At 68.1% G+C, this 21,807-nt stretch carries 20 protein-coding genes; 3 read left to right on the top strand and 17 right to left on the bottom strand.

What is annotated here, in order from left to right:
• Positions 1-12 precede the first annotated feature (12 nt).
• The 11 genes from AC1DFR_RS04075 to dxr all read right to left on the bottom strand — a co-directional run bounded on the left by AC1DFR_RS04075 (position 13) and on the right by dxr (position 11,673).
• Positions 13-1,425, bottom strand: coding sequence for a pyridoxal phosphate-dependent decarboxylase family protein (locus tag AC1DFR_RS04075; RefSeq protein WP_476856451.1), 1,413 nt, complete (start codon positions 1,423-1,425; stop codon positions 13-15).
• Positions 1,426-1,493: 68 nt separating this feature from the next.
• A complete protein-coding gene (locus tag AC1DFR_RS04070; protein ID WP_028277113.1) occupies positions 1,494-2,288 on the bottom strand; it encodes a sulfite exporter TauE/SafE family protein in 795 nt (264 codons plus the stop codon).
• Between the two features lie 41 nt (positions 2,289-2,329).
• Positions 2,330-4,141, bottom strand: a complete 1,812-nt coding sequence (locus AC1DFR_RS04065; protein WP_476849421.1) for a proline--tRNA ligase — start codon at positions 4,139-4,141, stop codon at positions 2,330-2,332.
• 445 nt (positions 4,142-4,586) lie between these two features.
• Positions 4,587-5,357 carry a hypothetical protein gene (locus tag AC1DFR_RS04060; protein WP_476872779.1) on the bottom strand — a complete coding sequence of 257 codons (771 nt, stop codon included), beginning with the start codon at positions 5,355-5,357 and terminating at the stop codon, positions 4,587-4,589.
• Between the two features lie 42 nt (positions 5,358-5,399).
• Positions 5,400-6,287 (bottom strand): GNAT family N-acetyltransferase, encoded by an 888-nt coding sequence (locus AC1DFR_RS04055; RefSeq protein WP_476872827.1) that lies wholly within the window; start codon positions 6,285-6,287, stop codon positions 5,400-5,402.
• Positions 6,250-7,416 carry a flavodoxin-dependent (E)-4-hydroxy-3-methylbut-2-enyl-diphosphate synthase gene (gene ispG / locus AC1DFR_RS04050; RefSeq protein ID WP_028277109.1) on the bottom strand — a complete coding sequence of 389 codons (1,167 nt, stop codon included), beginning with the start codon at positions 7,414-7,416 and terminating at the stop codon, positions 6,250-6,252. The genes AC1DFR_RS04055 and ispG overlap by 38 nt, the downstream gene beginning before the upstream one ends.
• A 49-nt stretch (positions 7,417-7,465) precedes the next feature.
• Positions 7,466-7,756, bottom strand: coding sequence for a YciI family protein (locus AC1DFR_RS04045; RefSeq protein ID WP_079551403.1), 291 nt, complete (start codon positions 7,754-7,756; stop codon positions 7,466-7,468).
• Between the two features lie 58 nt (positions 7,757-7,814).
• Positions 7,815-8,327, bottom strand: a complete 513-nt coding sequence (locus AC1DFR_RS04040) for a hypothetical protein (protein ID WP_476872778.1) — start codon at positions 8,325-8,327, stop codon at positions 7,815-7,817.
• Positions 8,324-9,019, bottom strand: a complete 696-nt coding sequence (locus tag AC1DFR_RS04035) for a MarR family transcriptional regulator (RefSeq protein ID WP_476872777.1) — start codon at positions 9,017-9,019, stop codon at positions 8,324-8,326. Before AC1DFR_RS04035 ends, AC1DFR_RS04040 begins: the two co-directional genes overlap by 4 nt.
• Positions 9,020-9,138: 119 nt before the next feature.
• Positions 9,139-10,470 (bottom strand): M50 family metallopeptidase, encoded by a 1,332-nt coding sequence (locus AC1DFR_RS04030; RefSeq protein WP_476872776.1) that lies wholly within the window; start codon positions 10,468-10,470, stop codon positions 9,139-9,141.
• An 18-nt stretch (positions 10,471-10,488) separates the two neighbouring features.
• Positions 10,489-11,673, bottom strand: a complete 1,185-nt coding sequence (gene dxr / locus AC1DFR_RS04025; RefSeq protein WP_476872775.1) for a 1-deoxy-D-xylulose-5-phosphate reductoisomerase — start codon at positions 11,671-11,673, stop codon at positions 10,489-10,491.
• Positions 11,674-11,837: 164 nt separating this feature from the next.
• Here dxr and AC1DFR_RS04020 point away from each other — a divergent pair, with 164 nt between their 5' ends.
• Positions 11,838-13,346: a lipase maturation factor family protein gene (locus tag AC1DFR_RS04020; protein WP_476872774.1), complete on the top strand. Its 1,509-nt coding sequence runs from the start codon at positions 11,838-11,840 to the stop codon at positions 13,344-13,346.
• A 130-nt stretch (positions 13,347-13,476) separates the two neighbouring features.
• On the opposite strand, the gene AC1DFR_RS04015 is transcribed toward AC1DFR_RS04020, so the two are convergent.
• From AC1DFR_RS04015 to AC1DFR_RS04005, 3 genes are read right to left on the bottom strand one after another with little or no spacing between them, the layout of a single operon-like run.
• Entirely contained in the window at positions 13,477-15,009 is a 1,533-nt protein-coding gene (locus tag AC1DFR_RS04015; protein ID WP_476849414.1) for a tripartite tricarboxylate transporter permease, read from the bottom strand.
• Positions 15,002-15,553 (bottom strand): tripartite tricarboxylate transporter TctB family protein, encoded by a 552-nt coding sequence (locus AC1DFR_RS04010; RefSeq protein WP_230009576.1) that lies wholly within the window; start codon positions 15,551-15,553, stop codon positions 15,002-15,004. Before AC1DFR_RS04010 ends, AC1DFR_RS04015 begins: the two co-directional genes overlap by 8 nt.
• A gap of 2 nt (positions 15,554-15,555) precedes the next feature.
• A complete protein-coding gene (locus tag AC1DFR_RS04005; protein WP_476872773.1) occupies positions 15,556-16,602 on the bottom strand; it encodes a Bug family tripartite tricarboxylate transporter substrate binding protein in 1,047 nt (348 codons plus the stop codon).
• A 172-nt stretch (positions 16,603-16,774) separates the two neighbouring features.
• Here AC1DFR_RS04005 and AC1DFR_RS04000 point away from each other — a divergent pair, with 172 nt between their 5' ends.
• Both AC1DFR_RS04000 and AC1DFR_RS03995 read left to right on the top strand, forming a co-directional pair.
• A complete protein-coding gene (locus AC1DFR_RS04000; protein ID WP_476856463.1) occupies positions 16,775-18,355 on the top strand; it encodes an ATP-binding protein in 1,581 nt (526 codons plus the stop codon).
• Positions 18,352-19,080: a response regulator gene (locus AC1DFR_RS03995; protein WP_476871554.1), complete on the top strand. Its 729-nt coding sequence runs from the start codon at positions 18,352-18,354 to the stop codon at positions 19,078-19,080. The genes AC1DFR_RS04000 and AC1DFR_RS03995 overlap by 4 nt, the downstream gene beginning before the upstream one ends.
• A gap of 555 nt (positions 19,081-19,635) precedes the next feature.
• Here AC1DFR_RS03995 and AC1DFR_RS03990 read toward each other — a convergent pair.
• The 3 genes from AC1DFR_RS03990 to AC1DFR_RS03980 are packed head-to-tail and all read right to left on the bottom strand — an operon-like array spanning position 19,636 to position 21,805.
• Positions 19,636-20,478, bottom strand: coding sequence for an HpcH/HpaI aldolase/citrate lyase family protein (locus AC1DFR_RS03990; protein WP_476871555.1), 843 nt, complete (start codon positions 20,476-20,478; stop codon positions 19,636-19,638).
• On the bottom strand, positions 20,475-21,047 hold the full coding sequence (locus AC1DFR_RS03985; RefSeq protein ID WP_476872772.1) for a MaoC family dehydratase: 573 nt from the start codon (positions 21,045-21,047) through the stop codon (positions 20,475-20,477). Before AC1DFR_RS03985 ends, AC1DFR_RS03990 begins: the two co-directional genes overlap by 4 nt.
• A complete protein-coding gene (locus tag AC1DFR_RS03980; protein WP_476859066.1) occupies positions 21,044-21,805 on the bottom strand; it encodes a CoA transferase subunit B in 762 nt (253 codons plus the stop codon). Before AC1DFR_RS03980 ends, AC1DFR_RS03985 begins: the two co-directional genes overlap by 4 nt.
• Positions 21,806-21,807 lie beyond the last annotated feature (2 nt).

Here is a 21,807-nt window from a genome sequence, read left to right as displayed (position 1 = left end):
TAACCCCCGCAGTCAGCCCCGCACCGCCGCCAGCGCGTCGCGGACGGCGTCGACGGCGACTCTGACGTCGGCGTCGTCCGTGCTCCAGTTGCTCACCGAAATCCGCAGGATATCGCGGTCCTGCCAGCGTGACCCGGACATCCAGACCCGGCCATCAGCCATGACCCTCTCCGTCACGGCCCGGGTCACGGCGTCGTCGCCAAACGCCAGGGACACCTGGGTGTAGTCGACGTCGTTGAGCACCTCCACGCCGTCCAGCGCCCCGAGCTGCTCGGCCAACTGCGCGGCCCGCTGCACGAGCGTGCGGACCTGGCTGGCGACGCCGTCGCGGCCCAGGGATTTCAGCGCCGCCCACACCGGGACGCCCCGCGCGCGGCGGGAGAGCTCAGGCACGGACTCGAACGGGTCCCCGGCACCGTCCGCGGCCTGGATCAGGTAGCTGGTGTGCAGCCCCATCGCCGACCGCAGGGCCTGGGCGTCGCGCACGATCACGATCCCGCAGTCGTACGGGACGTTGAGGGTCTTGTGCGCATCCGTCCCCCACGAATCGGCCAGCCCGAGTCCCGCGGTCAGGGCGGACAACTCGGGCACGGCGGCCGCCCAGAGTCCGAAAGCCCCGTCCACGTGCACCCAGGCGCCGTGCGCCTTCGCGACGGCGATGGCCTCGGCGAAGGGGTCGAAGGCGCCCGAATGCAGGTTGCCGGCCTGCAGGCACACCAGGGCCGGGACCGGGCGGCCGTCCTCCCCCGCACGGAGCGCAAGGTCCAGGGCGCAATCCAGCTCGGCCGGGATGATGCGCCCCTGGCGGTCGGACGGCACCACGGTGGGACGTCCCAGCCCCAGGTAGCGCAGGCCGAGGTCGATGGTGTCGTGCCGTTCCTGCCCCGCAAAGCAGCGGATCCGGGGCGCACCGGCGAGGCCGTCGCCGTCGAGGTCCCAGCCGGCGTCGGCCATGAGCCGCCAGCGGGCGGCGGCGAGGCCGGTGAAGTTGGCCATGGTGGCGCCGGTGGCGAAGCCGACGTCGGACTCCCCGGGCAGACCCAGCAGCTCAAGGATCCATTTGCCGGCGGCTTCCTCGATCGCGGCGGTGGCGGGCGTGGCGAAGCGCAGCCCCGCGTTTTGGTCCCAGGCGCTGAGCAGCCAGTCGGCCGCCAGCGCCGCCGGCAGCGTGCCGCCGATGACCCAGCCGAAGAACCGCCCGGACGGCATGGCCATCAGCCCGGGTTCGGCCTTGGCCGCAAGATAGTCCACCACTTCCGCCGCCGGCATGCCCTCTTTGGGCAGCGGTCCGCCGAAGTCGGCCGCCAGCTCGGCCGCCGTGACCTGCGGCCCGATTCGGCGTGTTCCCTGGCTCTCAAGCCACCGGCGTGCGTGTCCGGCCGCGGCCTCGAGGGCATCCCGGTAGCGTTCCTCACCTGCTGACATAGCTGCATGCTACGCCCGGGGCCAGCGGACCGGGAGTCCCATGCGGGTTGCCGCGGAACCAGGCGGCTTTAGGACAGGTTGTCCTGCCAGACGTCGGAGCCGAGCTTGATGATCAGCGCGCCCACCACCACCAGGAACACGATCCGGATGAACTTGCTCCCCTGCCGGACCGCAGTCCGGGCACCGAGGTAGCCGCCGGCCATGTTCGCCATGCCCAGCAGCAGCCCGAGCCCCCACAGCACGGCGCCGTGCGGAACAAAGAACAGCAGGGCGCCGGCGTTGGTGGCCACGTTCACGATCTTGGCCTTGGCGCTGGCCTCCAGGAAGGCGTAGCCCATGGCCGAGACGAGGGCGATGATCAGGAACGAACCGGTGCCGGGACCGATCAGGCCGTCGTAGAAGCCGATCACGCCGCCGATCAGGCAGGCCACCACGTAGTGCCGGTGCCCCTCGTGGCGCAGCTTGGTCAGCTCACCGATGCCGGGCTGGAAGGCGGTGAAGAGCGCGACGGCGATCAGCGCCAGCACGATGATCGGCTTGAACACGCTGGCCGGCAGGTTGGCGGCCAGCGCCGCACCGCCGTAGCTGCCCGCCAGCGCGATCGCTGCCATGGGCAGGGCGGTGCGCAGATCGGGCCGGACGCGGCGGTAGTACGTGGCCGCGCTGGTGCTGGTGCCGAAGATGGACCCCATCTTGTTGGTCGCCAGTGCCTGGACCGGGCTGATGCCCGGCACCAGGAGCATCGCCGGGAGCTGGATGAGCCCGCCGCCGCCGACGACGGCGTCGACCCATCCGGCCGCCAGGCCGGCCACGACGATCAGGATGACAGTTCCGAGCTGGATCGATTCGAGTCCGGAGACCATTACTTAGTACGGCTTAGTACGGCGCCCGGGGCGGCGCGGCATCAGCTGTTGCGCACGGCGTTGACCACGTAGTCAACAGCCTTGTCAACGGCTACATTCTCGGCACTGCCGCTGCGGCGGTCCTTGATCTCCACGACGCCGTCCACGAGTCCGCGCCCGACGGCGAGGATGGTGGGGACGCCGACGAGTTCGGCGTCGCCGAACTTCACGCCGGGGGAAACCTTGGGGCGGTCGTCATAGATGACGTCCAGGCCGGCAGCCTCGAGCTCCAGGGACAGTTTTTCGGCGGCGGCGAAGATCTCCTCGCCGCGGCCCACGGCCACAACGTGGACGTCGGCGGGGGCGACGGCGCGCGGCCAGACCAGGCCCCGGTCGTCGTGGTTGGACTCTGCCAGGGCCGCCACGGCGCGGGTGACGCCGACGCCGTAGGAGCCCATGGTCACCACCACCTGCTTGCCGTTCTGGTCCAGGACTTTCAGGTCCAGGGCGGCGGCGTACTTCCGGCCCAGCTGGAAGATGTGGCCCATTTCGATGCCGCGGGCGGTTTCGAGGGGACCGGAACCGTCGGGAGCCTCGTCGCCGGCGCGCACCTCGGTGCACTCGATGACTCCGTCCCAGCCGAAGTCGCGTCCGGCGACGAGGCCGAAGACGTGCTTGCCGGCCTCGTTGGCGCCGGTGACCCAGGCAGAGCCGCTGACGACGCGGGGATCCACGAGGTAGAGCAGCTTTGCGGCGCCCTCGCTGCCCAGCAGCGGCGCGTCTAGGGACATGCCGGGGCCGAGGTAGCCCTTGACGATCAGGGGCTGCTTCTTGAGGTCGTCCTCATTGGCGGCTTCGAGCGTGATCTCGCCGGCAATCGGCAGGAAGGACCCGATGTTCGCCTCGACGCGCTTGAGGTCCACACCGCGGTCTCCGGGGAGGCCGATGACGACGATCTGGCGTTCGCCGGTGGGCAGCGTCACGGCGAGGACGACGTTCTTGAGGGTGTCGGCGGCGGTCCAGGGGCCGCCGTCGGCCTCTGTGCGCGGAACCAGCACGTTGGCGGCGTCGACGAGGGTTTCGATGGTGGGGGTGTCCGGGGTGTCCCGGACTTCGGCGGCCGGGGCGTTGCTGAAGTCGATGTCCGCGGGGACCACTGTGGTGACGGCCTCGACGTTGGCCGCGTAGCCGCCGGCCGAGCGCACGAAGGTGTCCTCACCGATCTCGGTGGGGTGCAGGAATTCCTCGCTCTTGGACCCGCCCATGGCGCCGGCGGTGGCGGCAACCGGAATCACTTCGAGGCCGAGGCGCTCGAAGATCTTAAGGTACGCGCCGCGGTGGGCGGCGTAGCTGTCGTCCAGGCCGGCGTCGTCGACGTCGAAGGAGTAGGAGTCCTTCATGATGAATTCGCGGCCGCGCAGCAGGCCTGCGCGCGGACGCGCCTCGTCGCGGTACTTGTTCTGGATCTGGTAAATGCTCAGCGGCAGGTCCTTGTACGAGGAGTACAGGTCCTTGACCAGCAGGGTGAACATTTCCTCGTGCGTGGGGGCCAGAAGGTAGTCGTTGCCCTTGCGGTCCTTGAGCCGGAAGATGCCCTCGCCGTATTCGGTCCAGCGGTTCGTGGCCTCGTAGGGTTCCTTGGGCAGCAGCGCCGGGAAGTGGACTTCCTGGGCTCCGATGGCGGTCATTTCCTCGCGGATGACCTGCTCCACTTTGCGCAGCACACTGAGCCCCAGCGGCAGCCAGGTGTAGATGCCGGGCGCGGCCCGCCGGATGTAGCCGGCGCGGACCAGGAGCCGGTGGCTGGCCACCTCGGCGTCGGCGGGATCTTCGCGCAGGGTGCGCAGGAACAGCTTGGAGAGTCGAAGGACCACAGGTGGGGTATCCGTTTCTGGGGAAGTGCGGGCAAAGCCTAAGAAAAGCATCTAGGTACTAATCTACCGTCCAGAGTGCACCGCTTTGCCGCGCCGGCCCCGCTGCGGCCCCGCTTCTCCTCCGCTTCTCCCCCGCTTCTGCCCCGCTTCTGCGGAGCGCGGCGCATGGAAGAGCCACGCCATAACTGATGGAAGCCCCTGGCCGTTTTCCGGCTGGTCATCCCGTCATGGCGTGGCTCCGTGGCCCCAGCACCCCCAGATCTCAGGCTGCGAGCTACTTGGTGTCGTCTCCAGGCGTTGTCTTCCCCGGAAAATGCGTTGGGGAGTGTGCGCGCCTATGCGACACGGCTAGGTAGAACCTATGTGACATGCGGCCGGGAAGCAATAGTCTGCAACCGGATATTTTCGGCATGTCGTTGCGGATCCATGCGCGGCGGCAATCGGGCTACTTCCCGACGAGCGCGGCGGCCTGATCCAGTAATTTTCCGGCCCGGGAGATGGCGTCGGCCTCGCTGCCGCCACCTGCCGCGCTGACGGTGATGAGAACGCCGTCCTGGATCACCTGTCCGGTGATCGCAGATTGCTTCCGGCCACCCGGCAGTGCGGTGTCTGTCCGGTACGCGACGGTGCCCGGGGTTGAGCCGACTCCGGCCAGCTTGGTCAGTTTGAGGTCCACTTTGGTGCCATTGGTCGTGAATGAAAGGGCTGAGCACTTATTGAAGTCCTCGACCTGGGCGAGTCCCTTCTTGAGGAGCTTGGCGTCAGCCCGGAACGCCAGGGAGACACCCGTGGAAGCGCCCGTCCCGGCATCTTGGGCCACCCCCGCCGCGACCGCCGTGCCCTCGGTCGAGGCTGCCTGGCCACCAAGGGCCAGAGCCGCGCACTCCGCGGGTTCCACCGAGATCGATGCCAGCAAGGACTTTGCCTGTTCGACCGACTTCTTGAGATCGGCAAGCGGCATCACGGTGAGCGGCTTGCCGTGCGCATCCTTCAACTGTGCCACGAGGGCCGTCAGTTCATCGCTCGTGTAAGCCTTGGCTTGCGTCTGGGTGGGAGTAGGCGTCGTGGCCGCGCTGGGAACCGTGGTTGCGGCCTGGGCTTGCGCACTCTTGGCTGTATCCGGCGAGCCGGTGGGCGTGCCACATGCGGCCAATCCCATGGCGCCCCAGGCGAGGAGCGCCGAGGCCCCGAAAATGCGCAGCACTGATGTCTTCATGTTTCCCCCAAAAAACTAGACCGGCCAGCCGGCATTTGCCCGCTAGAAGAGCACTGTAGCGAACGTGCCCACCTGGCGAAAGCCCACCCGATCGTAGGTGGCGCGTGCCTTGGCGTTGAACCCGTTGACGTACAGGCTGGTCACCGGCGCGAGGGTCTGGGCGAGGACGACGACGGCGGCCATGTAGCCCGCGCTCAGTCCCAGTCCGCGGAAGTCGGGATTCATCCAGACGCCCTGGACCTGGGTCACTTCCGGCGTGACGGCGCCGAGTTCGGCTTTGAAGACGACATCGCCGGCGGCGTTCACGTGCACGAGGGAATGGCCCTGGCGGATGAGGCTCTTGACGCGCCGGCTGTAATACTCCCTGCCGCCGAGGTAGGGCGAATAGCCCACTTCTTCCTCGAACATTGCGGCGCATGCGGGCAGGATCTTGTCGAAGTCAGCCAGCTGGCCAAAGCCGAGTGCGGGCTCGGGCCGGACGGCGGGCGGCCCCGCAATCGTCAGCAGGGGCTGGTGGTCCCGGACTTCGTGGGCCGTCTGGCCGAGCTGCTCCAGCGCCGCGTAGAGAGCCAGCACAGTTTCGGCGGGGCCAAAGATCGAGGCGTAGCGGCGCCCGGAGCGGTGCGCGGCCATCGCAATGAGGCGGGCGAGCTCGGGCGCCAGCTCGATCGGCACCAGGTTGGCGCCGGCCCAGCAGGCACCGAGGAGGGTGCCGCCGTCGAACACGCCAAGAATGCTGGCGCCCCCGGCCGTGGGAGACGCCGTACCGGCGGTCTCCAGGTGCGAGAGGATGAAGACATTGGCGACGGCGTCCCGGTGCGCCAGGGCCAGCAGTTGTCCGGTGTCCGCGCCGCCAAGGACCCGGACGACGACGCCGGGAGCGGCGTCGTCCTTACGAGACGCTAACCACGGGGCTACCCTTGACAGCATCTTCGCCATCGGCGTCCCCCATCTCTTCTGCGATACGCATGGCTTCTTCGATCAGTGTCTCAACAATCTGATCCTCCGGGACAGTCTTGATGACCTCGCCCCTGACAAAGATCTGGCCCTTGCCGTTGCCGGAGGCGACGCCGAGATCGGCCTCGCGGGCCTCGCCGGGACCATTGACCACGCAGCCCATGACTGCCACGCGCAGCGGGACTTCCATGCCTTCCAGGCCAGCGGTGACCTGCTCGGCGAGCGTGTAGACGTCCACCTGGGCGCGGCCGCAGGACGGGCAGGAGACGATTTCCAGCTTGCGGGGGCGCAGGTTGAGCGACTGCAGGATCTGGTTGCCCACCTTGATTTCCTCGACCGGCGGGGCCGAGAGGGAGACGCGGATGGTGTCGCCGATCCCGCGGGAGAGCAGGGCGCCAAACGCCGTGGCGGACTTGATGGTGCCCTGGAAGGCCGGTCCGGCCTCGGTGACGCCGAGGTGCAGGGGCCAGTCGCCCTTTTCGGCCAGCATCTCGTAGGCGGCAACCATGATGACCGGGTCGTTGTGCTTGACGGAGATCTTGAAGTCGTGGAAACCGTGCTCCTCGAAGAGCGACGCCTCCCAGACGGCGGATTCCACGAGGGCTTCCGGGGTGGCCTTGCCGTATTTCTTCATGATGCCCGGTTCCAGGGATCCGGCGTTGACGCCGATCCGGATGGAGGTGCCGTGGTCCTTGGCGGCGCGGGCGATCTCCTTGACCTGGTCATCGAACTTGCGGATGTTGCCCGGGTTCACGCGCACGGCGGCACAGCCGGCCTCGATCGCGGCGAAGACGTACTTCGGCTGGAAGTGGATGTCCGCGATCACCGGGATCTGGGACTTCTTGGCGATGATCGGCAGCGCCTCGGCGTCATCGGCCGACGGGCAGGCGACGCGCACGATGTCGCAGCCGGAGGCCGTGAGTTCCGCGATCTGCTGCAAGGTGGCGTTGATGTCGGTCGTCGGCGTCGTGGTCATGGACTGGACGCTGATGGGCGAATCGGAGCCGACGCCGACTGATCCCACCTTGATCTGGCGCGTCTTGCGGCGGGGGGCAAGGACGGGGGGCGGTGCTGACGGCATTCCCAGGCTGACCGAGGTCACATGGACTCCCTTTTAGAATTCGAAGTTGCGAAGGTGCGGGCGGGACGGGCTAGGCGTGCTCGGCCAGAAGACCGGTCAGCGGCGCCCACACGGTGGTGCGGGTGCCCGAGATGGCACCGGCTGCTGCGAAGGGGTCCTGCCGCAGAAGGTCATTCAAGGCCGCCTCATCGGCGGCCTTGAAGATGAGCAGCGCGCCTGCACCGTCGCCGTAGGGGCCGCTGGCCAGCAGGGCGCCTTCACGGGCAAGATCCGCGGTCCATTCGCGGTGTGCCGGGCGGCTGGCATCGCGGACCTCGGATGATTCGGCGTCGTACACGTACTCCACAGCAAAAACAGTCATATGGATACACTATCGCCCTGTTTGCCCGGTTCCCATCCGGAGGCTCCGGGGCACGCGGTCAGCCGAGGAAGAGGACCTTGGCCAGGGCGGCGACACCGGCTGCCCAGAGCATGGAGGTGAGGGTTCCTATGATGAACCGCTCGGCCGCCACCGGGGTGGCTTTCAACTCGGCAAACCGGCCGAGGCCCTTGATGGCCACGACGTAGGCGATGGCGACGGGCTGGCCGGCCAGGATCGCCAGGCACACGGCGAACCGTTCCAGGATGCCGATAATGGCGCCGCCGCGCAGGATGCGCACGCTGCTGACGGTCTCGGCGGGCGGCGCGGCGGCCGCCGCTGCCGGGGTAGGCGCTGCTGCGTCCGGCCCGGCCGGCTCCGGGGCCGCCTGGAGGTCGGGGTCCGTGGTGGAGTCGGCGGCGGGGTCCTCGGCCGCGTCCCCGCCGGCGCCGGCGCCGCTTCCGGCGTCGGCCCGGTCATCAATGGTGCGGGCGAGGCGGAACACCCAGGCAGTGACCGGCCAGCCGACGAATCCTGCGGTGAGCAGGGCCAGCGTGATCCACAGGGCGTTCACTTCTCTCCTTCGGTGCTGTCGTGGGCGAGGGTCAGCAACAGTTCTGCGGCCGGCCTCGCGGCCCATTCTTCCTGCCAGCCCGAGCGCAGGACTGCGCGGCTCACCGACTGCTCCGTGATTCCGAGTTTCTGTGCCGCTATTTTTTGGCTGCCGTGGGTTCCATGGGTGTCTTGCCGCACCGAGCGCAGCACGTCCACCACCTTCCATTGCGCCGCGGTCCGGTCCTGGACCAGGCGGCCAATCAGTCGGAGCACCGCCTCCGCATTGGCGCAGGCCCTGGCCCCCTGGGATCCGCTGGCGCCGTCCGCGGCCGTGGCTGCTGCATTTGCATTTGCCCGACGGCGGTCGCGGCCGGCAACCACGGCGAGGGGAACATGGGCGGCCGCCCCCTTGGCCCGGTCGACGGCGGACCGGGCCGCCACGAAGGCGGGACCGGAGCCTTCGCGCGGGCTGGCGGGCAGCGGCAGGTCCACCTCCCCCACTCCGATCCCGACATACCAGCGGCCGCTGCGCAGGGCGTGAAGGGCGATCTCCACCACCTCGTCGGCCCGTTCCACGACGCCCTGGACCTCGTCGCCCACCGAACGCTCAAAGCGCCCGGCGGTGGAGAGTGCGCTGAGCCCCTTCAGGAGGCCGGGGACCCGGTCGATGTCGCCCGTGCTGCCGCGCTGGTCGATTGTCATGACGTACATGACCCCAGCCTAGGGAGCTGATCGGTAATAATCAACCGTCTTCAACTGATTACTTAAAATCAGCCTAAATAGGCTTATGAATGATAGTCAGCGGAATTTGGCTGAAATGCCAGTCGGGCCTATCCGAAGAGGTTGACCGGCTTGACGATGTCGGCGTAGATCAGCAGCGCGCCCATGCCCATCAGCAGCACCGCCACCACATACGTCACCGGGAGCAGCTTGGCGATATCGAAGGCGCCGGGATCCGGGCGGCCGAACAGCTTGGCGATCTGGCGGCGGGCCCCCTCGTACAGCGCGCCCGCAATGTGGCCGCCGTCGAGCGGCAGCAGCGGAATGAGGTTGAAGACGGCCAATGCGAAGTTGAGTCCGGCCAGCAAACCCACCAAGGCGGCGAAGCGGGACTGCAGCGGGACCTCCTCCATCGCGGCGACCTCGCCGGCCACGCGGCCCACGCCCACCACGCTGATGGGGCCGTTGGGGTCCCGGGGTTCCTCGCTGAAGGCTGCCTTGGCCACACCGGCCACGCGCTCCGGCAGGTTCACCACCACACCGGCGACCTGCTTGATGTTCTCCCCCGCCATCGGCAGCACGGCCGACGCCGGCTGCTGCACGAGTGCCGTCTGGGCGCCGATGCCCAGGAAGCCGACGTCCTGGTATTGGAGGCTTCCGTCAGCGGCCTTGGCCTGGCGGCCGTCGGGACCGAGAACCGGGCGGGCGGAGAGCACGGGCGTGACGGTTGTCGAGACGGTGGCGCCGCCGCGCTCCACGGTGATGCTCACCTGCCGGCCCGCCGAGGCGCGGATCCAGCCGGTGAGTTCGTCCCACCTGGTGACGGCCTTGCCGTCGAAAGAGGTGATGGTGTCATTCGGCAACAGGCCCGCGGCCGCGGCCGGGGTGGGCTTGCAGTCGGCGGAGTCCGGGTCCACGGTCTCGCCGGCCTTGACCTGGCATTTGGAGACGTCCGCGATCGTGGTGGTCTGGCTGGCGGTGCCGAATCCCATCAGCAGCACCGCGGTCAGCACGACGCCGATCAGCAGGTTCATCGCGGGCCCGCCGAGCATGATGATGATCTTTTTCCAGACCGGCAGCCGGTAGAAGACCCGGGTTTCGTCGCCGGGGCCGATTTCCTCGTGGGCCAGGGAGCGGGCATCGGATGCCAGTGACTGGAACATTCCGGTGCTGGAGATGCGGACGGTGCCGTCTTCCTTGTTCGGCGGGTACATCCCGATCATGGACACGTAGCCGCCCAGCGGGATGGCTTTGAGGCCGTACTCGGTTTCGCCCCCTTTCTTCGACCAGACGGTGGGTCCGAAACCGATCATGTATTTGGTCACGCGGACCTTGAAGAGCTTGGCCGGGAGCAGGTGCCCGACTTCATGCAGGGCAATGGACACGGCGATGCCGATCGCCACGAAGACGACACCGAGGACAAAGAGGAGGACGGGGCTCATACTGTGATCTGCTGCTTCCTAGACGCTTCTTACGGCTAAACGTTCGTGGGTGCGGGCGCGTGCCCATCTTTCAGCATCCAGTACGGACTCCACCGTCAGCCCGGAGGAGCCTGAGTGTTCGCTGAGGACGGCATCGATGGTGTCCACAATGTCGGTGAACCGGATCTGCCCGGCGTGGAAGGCCATCACCGCTTCCTCGTTCGCGGCATTGAACACGGCCGGGAAGGTGCTGCCCTGCGTGGCGGCCGCCTTCGCGAGGTCGACGGCGGGGAACGCCACGGTGTCCAGCGGCTCGAACGTCCAGCTGGTGGCCTTGCCCCAGTCGCAGGCCCTGGCGGATCCGGGGACCCGGTCCGGCCAGCCGAGGCCGAGGGCAATGGGCAGGCGCATGTCCGGCGGCGAGGCTTGGGCGATCGTGGAGCCGTCGACGAACTGGACCATGGAATGCACCACGGACTGCGGGTGGACCACGACGTCGATCTTCTCCAGGGGGATGTCGAAGAGCAGGTGCGCCTCGATCACCTCCAGGCCCTTGTTGACGAGGCTGGCGGAGTTGGTGGTGACCATGAGGCCCATGTCCCACGTGGGGTGGGCCAGGGCGTCCTGCGGTGAGACGTCGTGCAGTTCGTCCCGGCTCTTGCCGCGGAACGGCCCGCCCGATGCCGTCAGGATCAGCCGGTCCACTTCCGCGGCGGAGCCGGAGCGCAGGCACTGGGCAATGGCCGAGTGCTCCGAATCCACGGGGACGATCTGCCCTTCGCGGGCCGCGGCCTTGACCAGGGCGCCGCCGACGATCAGGGACTCCTTGTTGGCCAGTGCCAGCGTTGCCCCGGAGGCGAGGGCGGCCAGGGTGGGGGCAAGTCCGATCGAGCCGGTGATGCCGTTGAGGACGACGTCGGCGGTGATTTCCGCGACCCGGGTGGAGGCGTCGGGGCCGGTGATGAGTTCGGGGCTGTACCCGATGAGTCCTGCCGCGCGGGCGGCGTCGTCGATCATGCGCCGGAGGGCGGAGGCATCACCGGAGGCGACACCGACAGCCTGGGCGCGGGTGTGGACGGCCTGCCGGGCCAGGAGTTCGAGGTTGCCGCCGCCGGCGCTGAGCGCGACGACCTCAAAAAGGTGCGGGGCGCCGTCGACGACGTCAATCGCCTGTGTGCCGATGGAACCGGTGGACCCGAGGAGGACGATTTTGCGCGGCTGCATGATTCAAGTATCCCGCACCGCGCCGGTGCGCCGCGTCCGCCTCGAGGTGGCACTTCACGGCAGCCGCGGCGTGCAGCAGTGCCGTGAAGTGCCAGCTCGACGCCGTCGGGTTGAGTCTTCCGCCGCTCGTTGACGCAGCAGGGCGGAGGCGTAACGTGGAAAACGTGGAGTGGACCGCGTGGTTCGACGCGCCGGAGTACGAGTTCGCCCGGCAGGTGCTGCAGCGCAGCACCGCCACCCTGTATTTCGTGGCCTTCCTCTCCTCGCTGAACCAGTTCCCGGCCCTCCTCGGCGAGCGCGGCCTTTTGCCGGTGCCGGCGTATCTCGAGGGCTTCAACCGTTTGGGCCGGCCCAGCCTGTTCCGCTGGCGCTATTCGGACCGGCTGCTGCGGACGGTGTGCTGGAGCGGCATGGCCATTGCCGCCACGCTCATCGCCGGGCTGCCGCAGCTCGGGCCGCCGTGGGTTCCGCTCATCGCGTTCCTGGCCCTGTGGCTGTTGTACATGTCGATCGTGAACGTGGGGCAGACGTTCTACGGCTTCGGCTGGGAGATGCTGCTGCTGGAGGCCGGGTTCACGGTGGCCTTCCTTGGCTCCGACCAGACTCCCCCGCCCCGGACCATCCTGATCCTGCTGGTCTGGCTGGTGTTCCGGCTGGAGTTCGGCGCCGGCCTGATCAAGATCCGGGGCGGCCAGGAATGGCGGGACCTGACGGCCCTGTACTACCACCACGAGACCCAGCCGATGCCGGGGCCGCTGAGCCGGCAGGCCCACCTGCTCCCCAAGGCCTGGCACCGGCTGGAGGTCCTGGGCAACCACTTCGCCCAACTGGTGGTGCCCTTCTTCCTCTTTGCCCCGCAGCCCCTGGCCAGCGCCGCCGCCGGAATCATCATCTTCACCCAGCTGTGGCTGGTGGCGAGCGGAAATTTCGCCTGGCTGAACTGGATGGCGATCATCCTGGCCTTCGCGGCGGTCAGCGATCCCGTGGCGCACGCCGTGATTCCGGCGATCCCGCTGGACTGGCGTGCGGCGTCCCCCGGACAAGGAGCAGGAGCGGCGGTGGGCGCAGCCGGGGTGGGCAGCCAGGCGCCGGTTCCTTGGCTGGTGGTGGTCCTTGTGGCCACCGTGCTGCTGGTGGTGCTCAGCTACCGGCCCATCGAGAACCTCTTCTCCCACCACCAGTTGATGAACGCATCCTTCAACCGCTGGCAGTTGGTCAACACCTACGGCGCGTTCGGCACCGTCACGAAGCGGCGGATCGAGATCGTGGTGGAGGGGACCCTCGACGAGGACCCCGGGGACGACGCGGACTGGCGGGAGTACGGGTTCAAGGGCAAGCCCGGCGACGTCCGGCGCATCCCGCGCCAGTACGCCCCGTACCACCTGCGGCTGGACTGGCTGATGTGGTTCCTGCCGCTGCGTACCGTGCACGAGGAGTGGTTCTACGCGTTCCTGGCCAAACTGCTGGCGGCGGACCGGCCCACGCTGCGGCTGCTGCGCCACGACCCGTTCGACGGCGGACGGCCGCACTGGATACGTGCCACCAGCTACCTCTACCATTTCTCCACCCGGGCCGAGTTCCGCGCGACGGGCCAGCGCTGGATCCGGACCCCGCTGTATGTCGTCATCCCGCCGTCCCGGCTCCCGGCGCCGCGCCCGACGTCGGAGGCGTGAGGCCCGGCGCGGTGCGGCCCGGCGCGGTGCGGCCCCGGGCGGTGCGTTCCCATAGGCCCGTTTACCGCAAATGGCCGGAATGAGTGTCGTCATTCCGGCCATTTGCGGCAATTCAGTCCAACGCCCGCGCTTAGACGGACACCTCTTCCTTCGCCGGCGCAGCCTCCAATGTTGCCTGGCGGCGGCGCAGCCACCACGAGGCGGCGAAGATCAGTGCCATGGAGACGTACACGACCAGGGCGAACGGCGAGGCGAACAGGGCCGTGGGGTCGTTTTGCGAGAGCTGCAGCGAACGCCGCAACTGCACCTCGAACATCGGCCCCAGGATCATCGCCACCACCATGGGCGCCACGGGATAGCCGTAGCGGCGCATGAAGTAGCCCAGGATGCCCACTATCAGCAGGATGCCGACGTCGCTCGGGGAGAAGTTCACCGAGAAGGCGCCGAGGGCGGCGAAGACCAGGATGCCGGCGTAGAGGTAGGGCCGCGGGATCTGCAGGATCTTCACCCACAGGCCCACCAGAGGCAGGTTCAGCACCAGGAGCATGAGGTTGCCGACGTACAGCGACGCGATCAGGGTCCAGACAAGCGCGCCCTGGTTTTCGAACAGGAGCGGGCCGGGCTGGATCTGGTAGCGCTGGAACGCCGTGAGCATCATGGCCGCCGTCGCCGTCGTCGGGATTCCGAGGGTCAGCAACGGCACCAGGACACCGGCGGCCGCGGCGTTGTTGGCCGCTTCCGGTCCGGCGACGCCTTCGATCGCGCCTTTGCCGAACTGGGCCTTGTTGGCGCCCTTGGCCAGCTTCCGCTCGGCGGCGTAGGACAGGAATGTGGAGACGTCCGCGCCGCCGGCCGGGACGGTGCCGATCGGGAACCCGATGAAGGTTCCGCGCAGCCACGGCTTCCAGGACCGCTTCCAGTCCTCCTTGGACAGCCAGGCGTTCTTGCCCTTGCTGACGGGGATCAGCTCCACCGGGCCGTGCCGCAGCTTCGATGCGACATAAAGCGCCTCGCCGAGGGCAAAGAGGCCCACGGCCACGAGGACCATGTCGACGCCGTCAACCAGGGTGGGGTTGTCGAACGTGAAGCGCTGCTGGGCCGTGCTGTCATCGATACCGATCAGGCCGATGAACAGCCCGAGCGCCAGGGATGCCAGGCCGCGCAGGACGGAGGCGCCCAGCAGCGCACCGACGGTCAGGAAGGCCACCACCATGAGGGCCACGTAGTCCACGGGGCCGAGGCCGACGGCGAAGTCGGCCACGACGGGCGCCAGGAAGGTCAGCAGGACCGTCGCGATGGTGCCCGCGATGAAGGATCCGATCGCCGCCGTCGCCAGGGCTGCCGCTCCCCTGCCGGCCTTGGCCATCTTGTTTCCTTCGAGCGCCGTGACGATCGATGAGGACTCGCCCGGCGTGTTCAGCAGGATGGAGGTGGTGGAACCGCCGTACATGCCGCCGTAGTAGATCCCGGCGAACACGATCAACGCAGCCGCGGGGTCCAGGGCATAGGTGATGGGCATGAGCAGGGCCACGGTCATGGCGGGGCCAATGCCGGGCAGCACGCCGACGGCGGTGCCGACGAAGACCCCGCCCAGGGCGTAGAGCAGGTAGACGGGCTGGAGCGCGGTGGAGAATCCTTCGAGCAGGAGCATGAAGCTATCCATGGAAGAACGGCACCCCCTCGAACAGCGGCCCTGGCGGCAGGGAAACACCGAGCAGGCCGCCGAAGACGTACTGCAGCACCAGCGCCAGGATCACGGACACGGCGATCGCCTTCCAGAGGGGTTTGGCGTCCAGGGACCAGGCGGCACCGCTGAAGAGCACGGCGGCGGCCACCGGCCAGCCGGCCGGCTCGATCAGGAAGATGTGCAGCACCACGAAACCCACGAGTTTGGCCAGGGCCACCCAGTCGGTCTTGGCGGTCACGTCCAGGTCTTCGCTGTCCTCGGCCTGCCCGACTTTGCCGCGGAGGACCTGCAGGACCACCCCGGCGCCGCACAGCACCAGCAAGCCGCACACGATGTAGGGGAAGGCACGCGGGCCGATGCCGGTCTCCGACGGCGGGATCGGAATGGATCCCGCCGTCGCCAGGCCCGCGACGCCCACGCTGACGAACACGAGGGCGAACAGGATCTCCCCGGTCGGCCGCTTGGCGGGCGCCGCAGGGGGCGCCGCGGCGGGTGCAGACGTTGATGCGAGGTCAGACACTGTTACTTGACCAGGCCGATCTGGGTCAGGGTGGTCTTGACCTTGGCGATGTCCTCGGTCAGGAAGGTCTTGAAGCCGTCACCGGCCAGGAACGCGTCGTCCCAGTTGTTCTTGGTCAGGGTGGACTTCCAGGCCTCTGACGCGTGCAGCTTGGTGACGACGTCGGTCAGCTTCGCTCGCTGGGCGTCGTCGATGGACCCGGGGGCCACCACGCCGCGCCAGTTGGTCAGCACGACGTCGATCCCCTGGTCCTTGAGCGGCTTGATCCCGGGAAGCGCCGGGGCCTCGGCCTTTCCGGAGACGGCGAGCGCCCGGACCTTGCCGGCCTTGACCTGTTCGGCATACTCGCCCACGCCGGAGATGCCGGCCTGGACCTTGTTGCCGAGCAGCGCCGCGATGGACTCGCCGCCGCCGGAGTAGCCGATGTAGTTCAGCTTGTCCGCCTCCACGCCCTGGGATTTCAGGATCTGCCCGGCCAGGATGTGGTCCGCGCCCCCGGCCGAGCCACCCGTGATGGCCACGCCCTTGCCGTTGGCCTTGATGTCCGCGACGAGGTCGGCGACCGACTGGTATTTCGACGACGCCGGCACCACGAGAACCAGCGGCTCTTCAGTGAGCCGCGCGATCGGGGTGGTGTCTTCGAGCCGGGTCTTGGCGCCATTGGTCTCGACCGCACCCACCATGACGTAGCCCATCACCATGAGGGTGTTGAAGTCCTTCTCGGTGGCGAGCTTGGCGAGGCCGTTGGTCCCGCCGCCGCCGCCAATGTTGGTGACCTGGGCGGAGGAGACGAGCTTGTTGGTCTGCAGGTCCTGCTGCATGGCACGTCCGGTCTGGTCCCAGCCACCGCCGGGGTTGGCCGGGACGATGATGCTGAGCTTCTTGATCGGATCGGCGCCCGCGGACCCGCCGGCAGCGGTGCCGGTTCCGCTTCCCGCGCAGGCGGACATGGCCAGGACGACTCCGGCGGCGCCGGCAATGAGGGCGGCGCGACGTGTGTGGGTGGGACGCGTGAAAGCGGGCCGCGTGAAAAAGTTCTGGGAAGTCATGGTTTCTCCTAGGGCGAATGTGATGCACATCATTGGAATCACGTCACTGACCCTAGGAGCGCCCGCCGAACGGCAACAGCATTTGGCCGTAGAGGTAGTAGTGGTCATATTGGTCACGGCCCCGGCCGTCTTTTTGGCGGGCGAGCTGCGCCCCCAATGGGAAACTTGTGACATGTTTCACAAGATTCCCCTTCGGTTCCAGCTGGTCGCATTGCAGCTGGGCATCGTGCTGGCTGTCCTCACGGTGGTGGGGGCCGTGACCATCCGGATGCAGGAACAACAGCTCCGTGACGCCTACAAGGGCCGGCTGATCGGCGTCGCCGAAAGTGTTGCCCAGCTGCCCTCGGTCATCAACGCGTTCGGCACATCGTCGCCGGCCCAGACAATCCAGCCGATCGCGGAAGTCATCCGGCAGGCATCCAACGTCACCTATGTGGTGGTGACGGACCGGCACGGGGTCCGTCAGTCGCACCCCAATCCGGCGGAAATCGGCCGGCCGGTCTCCACCGATCCGTCCGTGCCGCTGTCCGGGGAGATCTACGTGGGTACCCAGACGGGCACGCTCGGTGAGTCCTGGCGGGTGAAGGTTCCCATCTTCGATGCGGCCGGCGCCGTGATCGGCTCCGCATCCGTGGGGGTGCTGGAGAGCACCCTGGCCGCCGACCTCCATGAGGACATGCCGCAGCTGTTCGGCTGGCTGCTCGGGGCGGCACTGCTGAGTTCGCTGGGCGCGATGTATGTCTCGAAACTGGTGTGGCGGCGGATCTACAAACTCGAGCCCGAGGACATCGCTGCCCTGCTCGAAACGCGCGACGCCATGCTCCACGGCCTGGGTGAAGGACTCGTGGCGGTGGACGCCGACGGCAGGGTCGCGCTGGTCAACGATGAGGCACGCCGCCTGCTCGCCCTGGCCGGGGACATCACCGGGACCCCTGCAGCGGCAAGCCTGGAACCGGCGGTCCTCCGCTTGCTCTCGGCCGGGTCCGCCACGGAGGAACTGGTGCTCTCGGGTGAACGGATTCTGCTGGGCAAGGTCAATGCGGCCACCGTCGACGGCCGCGAAGTCGGCAAGGTGCTGATCCTGCGCGACCGCACGGAGCTCCACACCGTCCTGCGTGACCGCGACGGCGCCGTGGACGTGACGCAGGCACTCCGCGCCCAGGCGCACGAATTTGCCAACAAACTGCACGTCATCTCCGGGCTGCTGGAGCTCGGAAAGCAAGACAAAGCCATCGAATACCTGGGCCGCAGCCACAACGACGCCGTCTTCGCGAACCGGCCGCTGGCGGCCGGAATCACCGACCACGGGGTCCAGGCGCTGCTGATCGCCAAGTCCACGGTCTGCGCCGAGCGCGGCATCGAGATCATCGTCAGCCCGGATTCGCTGTGCTCGGTTGATGACTCGGGCGACGTCATCACGGTGCTGGGCAACCTGATCGACAACGCTGTGGACGCTGCGGGTTACGACAGCACTGTGGCCATCCGGCTGGGTGAGAGCGCCGACGGCGGGCGGACCATCGTGGTGGAGGACGACGGACCCGGCGTCCCGGTTCCTGAACGCGCTAAAGTGTTCGAGCCCGGCGTGACCAGCAAGGAGTCCGAGGGAATCAACAGCCGCGGGTTTGGGCTGGCCCTGGTCCAGCGGGTTGCCCTCCGGCGCGGAGGCCGGGCGGCAGTATCCTCATCGGCGTTGGGCGGAGCCTGCTTCTCGGTAGTGCTCAGAACAAAAGAGGCGGAACTACAAAACCAATGAACGCCATACGCACCCTCATCATTGACGATGACGTAGCAGTGGCCGGGATCCATCACGGGTTCCTGCTGGCACGCGGCGGATTCGACGTCGTGGCCATGGCCCACACCGGGCAGCAGGGCATCGATCTGGCCGCGGAGCTGGGCCCGGAGCTGGTGTTGCTGGACATCCATCTGCCGGACATGTCCGGCCTGGACGTCCTGCAGCGGCTGCGCGCGCGCCGGCGGCCGGTGGATGTCCTCGTGATCACCGCGTCCCGGGAGCTTGACACGGTCCGTGGCGCGATGGCCGGCGGGGTGCTGCACTACCTGGTCAAGCCCTTCTCCTCGCAGGCATTGAACGAACGGCTCGACGAGTACGTCATGCTGCGGGACGATCTGGCCTCCGGCGCTTCCGGGCCGCTTGACCAGGCGAGCATCGACCGCCTGGTGGCGCCCTCCCGCCGGTCCGCGGTGGCGGAAACCCCGGCGAGTCAGCCCGCCCAGCCAGACCAGGCCGCCGTACGGCTGCCCAAGGGACTGTCGCGCCCCACCCTGGACGCGGTCATCGAGGCACTGAAGGCCAGTCCGGAGGACGTCTCCGCGGCCGGCCTGGCGCTGCAACTGGGCCTGTCCCGGGTCAGCGCCCGCCGCTACCTCGAGTACCTCGTGGTTCACGGCCATGCCCGGCTGACGCCCCGGTACGGAGCCGCGGGCCGGCCGGAGAACCGTTACCTCTGGCGCCGCTGAACATGTCCGGTTCTTGGACGCAGCAATGAGCATGTCCAGTTCATGAAGGCCGCACTGAGCATGTCCAGTTCATGACGGCCACACTGAGCATGTCCAATTCATGACGGCCACACTGAGCATGTCCAGTTCATGACGGCCACACGGGACACATGGCACAAATGCGGGGCACGGGCCTGGGGTTGCGCGGCACAGGGCACCCAATTGACGCAGATGGCCGCAATAGGCCCAGCCAATCCGGCCATCTGTGGCGAATCGCGAAGTCCAGTCCGGCAGGATCCCACCCACGAAGTTGCCCGGCGCCAGCCCCGGGACGCCGGCCACCCCAGGAACCCACCGGCACAGGGCCTCGGAGAATGGTCGAGGATTCAGAGCCACAGGGCACCCAATTGACGCAGATGGCCGCAATAGGCCCAGCCAATCCGGCCATCTGTGGCGAATCGACGAGTTTCACACGGCAGAGCTTCACCCGGGCACACGCTGGTGGGCACACGCTGGTGGGCACACGCTGATGGGCACACGTTGGTTGGCACGTGTCGATGGGCAGCCGGCCCGCGGTCAGGACCCGACGCGGCCCGCGCGGCGCAGTGTGGACGCGGCGTGCTTGAGGATGGGCCCGTCGACCATCTTGCCCTTGAACTGGAAGACGCCCGAGCCTGCCGCGGAGGCGGCATCGAGCAGCTCCGCGGCTGCCGAGACGTCGGCCTCGGAGGGCGCGTAGGCTTCGCGGACTACGGCCACCTGGTCCGGATGAATGCAGGCCTTGGACGAGAATCCGGACGCCACCGCGTCACGGGATTCGAGTGCCAGGCCGGCCAGATCCGGGATGTTGACGTAGACGGCGTCGATCGCGTCCTTGCCGAAGGCGCCGGCGGCCAGCAGCACGCTGGAACGGGCGTGCAGCGCGACGGCCCGGTAGCTGCCGTCCTCCGCCCGGCTGGAGGTTCCGCCGAGCGATGCCAGCAGGTCCTCCGCACCCCACATCAGGGCCACCACGTTGGGCTCGGCGGCGATGGCGGCGGCGTTGAGGACGCCGGCGGCCGTCTCGCAGAGGGCAATCACGCTGTAGCCCTCGAGTTCCCTCAGCTGGGCAGCGCTCTCCGCCTTGGCCAGCATGATGTGCCGGTAGGGCGTGTGCTTGAGGCAGTGCAGGTCCTTCTCGAACTCGTCCGTGCCGGCCGGGTTGACCCGGACGACCGTGCGGGACGGATCCAGTTCCGGGACGTCGCCGGTGGCGCCAAGCTGGGCAAGGATGGCGCCGCGGGCCCGCTGCTTGTCGGCAGGGGCGACGGCGTCCTCAAGGTCCACGATCACGGTATCGGCGCGTTCCGCGGCTTTTTGGTACCGCTCGGGGCGGTCGGCGGGGCAGAACAGCAGGGCAGGGCCCATCAGGAAACTCATGTCTCTATTCTCCCCTTTTGCGCCGCTTCCAGCTCGGCAGCGGCGTGGGCCTCGCGTGTCCACATCAGGCAGCTGCGGGCGGCGAGCGCCACCACGTCCCCGTGCTGGTTCCGTCCGGTGTGCTGCATGGTCACGATGCCCTGCCCCGGGCGGGACGCGGACAGCCTCTTCCCGGTCACCACCGTCTCCGTGTACAGGGTGTCCCCGTGGTACAGCGGGTTCGGAAAAGACACATCCGTCAGGCCGAGCTGGGCGATGATGGTGCCCTGGGTCAGCTGCGGCACGGACTGGCCCACCACGGTGGCAAGGGTGAACATCGAATTCATCAGCCGCTGGCCGAAGGGCTGCCCGGCGCTCCAGGCCGCGTCGAGGTGCAGGGCCTGGGTGTTCATGGTCATGGTGGTGAACAGGACGTTATCCGTCTCCGTGAGCGTCCGGCCCGGCCGGTGGGCGTAGACCACGCCCTCCTCCAGCTCATCGAAATAGAGGCCGCGCTGCTCGATCACCCGGGGGGTGCCGGTACCCGGGTGTGCGCCTGCGCCCGGTGAAGTCGTGCCTGCATCACTCATACGGTCAGTTCCTGGTCTTCCTCAAAGAGTTCGGCTCCGGTGGCCGCCACGACGTCCTCCACAGACACGTTCGGCGCCAGTTCGCGCAGCACCAGCCGGGACTTCCCGCCCTCGGTCACGACGTCGATCACGGCGAGGTCGGTGATGATCCGGTCCACGCAGCCCTTGCCGGTCAACGGCAGCGTGCAGGTTTCCACGATTTTCGGCTTGCCGTTGCGGTCCACGTGATCCATCATCACGATCACCTTCTTGGCCCCGAACACCAGGTCCATCGCGCCGCCCATGCCCTTGACCATCTTGCCCGGGATCATCCAGTTGGCGAGGTCGCCGTTGACGGCGACCTCCATCGCGCCGAGCACGGCCACGTCGACGTGGCCGCCCCGGATCATGCCGAAGGAGGCGGCGGAATCGAAGAACGCCGCGCCCTTGTTGACCGTGACGGTTTCCTTGCCGGCATTGATCAGGTCCGGGTCGACTTCATCCTCGGCCGGGTACGGCCCGACACCCAGGATGCCGTTTTCCGAATGCAGCACCACCTCGACGCCGGCGGGAATGTAGTTGGGTATCAGCGTCGGCATGCCGATGCCGAGGTTGACGTACTGGCCGTTGTGCAGTTCCTGCGCCACGCGGGCCGCGAGTTCATTGCGGGTCCAGCCCTTGCCCTCAGTACCGGCGGCGTGTTCGACGGCGGAGCGCCGGTATTCGTGGCGCACGGCCTCGGGACGGGGCGGGGCCTCTGCGGCTTTGTTCGTTTCCACGG

The organism is Arthrobacter sp. 05T410, from assembly GCF_056396505.1.
Note: the sequence above shows the minus strand (reverse complement) of the source record. Positions and strands in the feature narration are given on the sequence as shown.

Excerpts from the sequence above, each read along its gene's own strand:
- dxr (WP_476872775.1), bottom strand. The coding sequence starts at position 11,673 with ATGCAGCCGCGCAAAATCGTCCTCCTCGGGTCCACCGGTTCCATCGGC.
- AC1DFR_RS04075 (WP_476856451.1), bottom strand. The coding sequence starts at position 1,425 with ATGTCAGCAGGTGAGGAACGCTACCGGGATGCCCTCGAGGCCGCGGCC.
- AC1DFR_RS04030 (WP_476872776.1), bottom strand. The coding sequence starts at position 10,470 with ATGAGCCCCGTCCTCCTCTTTGTCCTCGGTGTCGTCTTCGTGGCGATC.
- AC1DFR_RS04000 (WP_476856463.1), top strand. The coding sequence starts at position 16,775 with ATGTTTCACAAGATTCCCCTTCGGTTCCAGCTGGTCGCATTGCAGCTG.
- AC1DFR_RS03990 (WP_476871555.1), bottom strand. The coding sequence starts at position 20,478 with ATGAGTTTCCTGATGGGCCCTGCCCTGCTGTTCTGCCCCGCCGACCGC.
- AC1DFR_RS04035 (WP_476872777.1), bottom strand. The coding sequence starts at position 9,019 with ATGTACGTCATGACAATCGACCAGCGCGGCAGCACGGGCGACATCGAC.
- AC1DFR_RS03995 (WP_476871554.1), top strand. The coding sequence starts at position 18,352 with ATGAACGCCATACGCACCCTCATCATTGACGATGACGTAGCAGTGGCC.
- AC1DFR_RS04045 (WP_079551403.1), bottom strand. The coding sequence starts at position 7,756 with ATGACTGTTTTTGCTGTGGAGTACGTGTACGACGCCGAATCATCCGAG.
- AC1DFR_RS03985 (WP_476872772.1), bottom strand. The coding sequence starts at position 21,047 with ATGAGTGATGCAGGCACGACTTCACCGGGCGCAGGCGCACACCCGGGT.
- AC1DFR_RS04070 (WP_028277113.1), bottom strand. The coding sequence starts at position 2,288 with ATGGTCTCCGGACTCGAATCGATCCAGCTCGGAACTGTCATCCTGATC.
- AC1DFR_RS04055 (WP_476872827.1), bottom strand. The coding sequence starts at position 6,287 with ATGCTGTCAAGGGTAGCCCCGTGGTTAGCGTCTCGTAAGGACGACGCC.
- AC1DFR_RS04015 (WP_476849414.1), bottom strand. The coding sequence starts at position 15,009 with ATGGATAGCTTCATGCTCCTGCTCGAAGGATTCTCCACCGCGCTCCAG.
- AC1DFR_RS04060 (WP_476872779.1), bottom strand. The coding sequence starts at position 5,357 with ATGAAGACATCAGTGCTGCGCATTTTCGGGGCCTCGGCGCTCCTCGCC.
- AC1DFR_RS04005 (WP_476872773.1), bottom strand. The coding sequence starts at position 16,602 with ATGACTTCCCAGAACTTTTTCACGCGGCCCGCTTTCACGCGTCCCACC.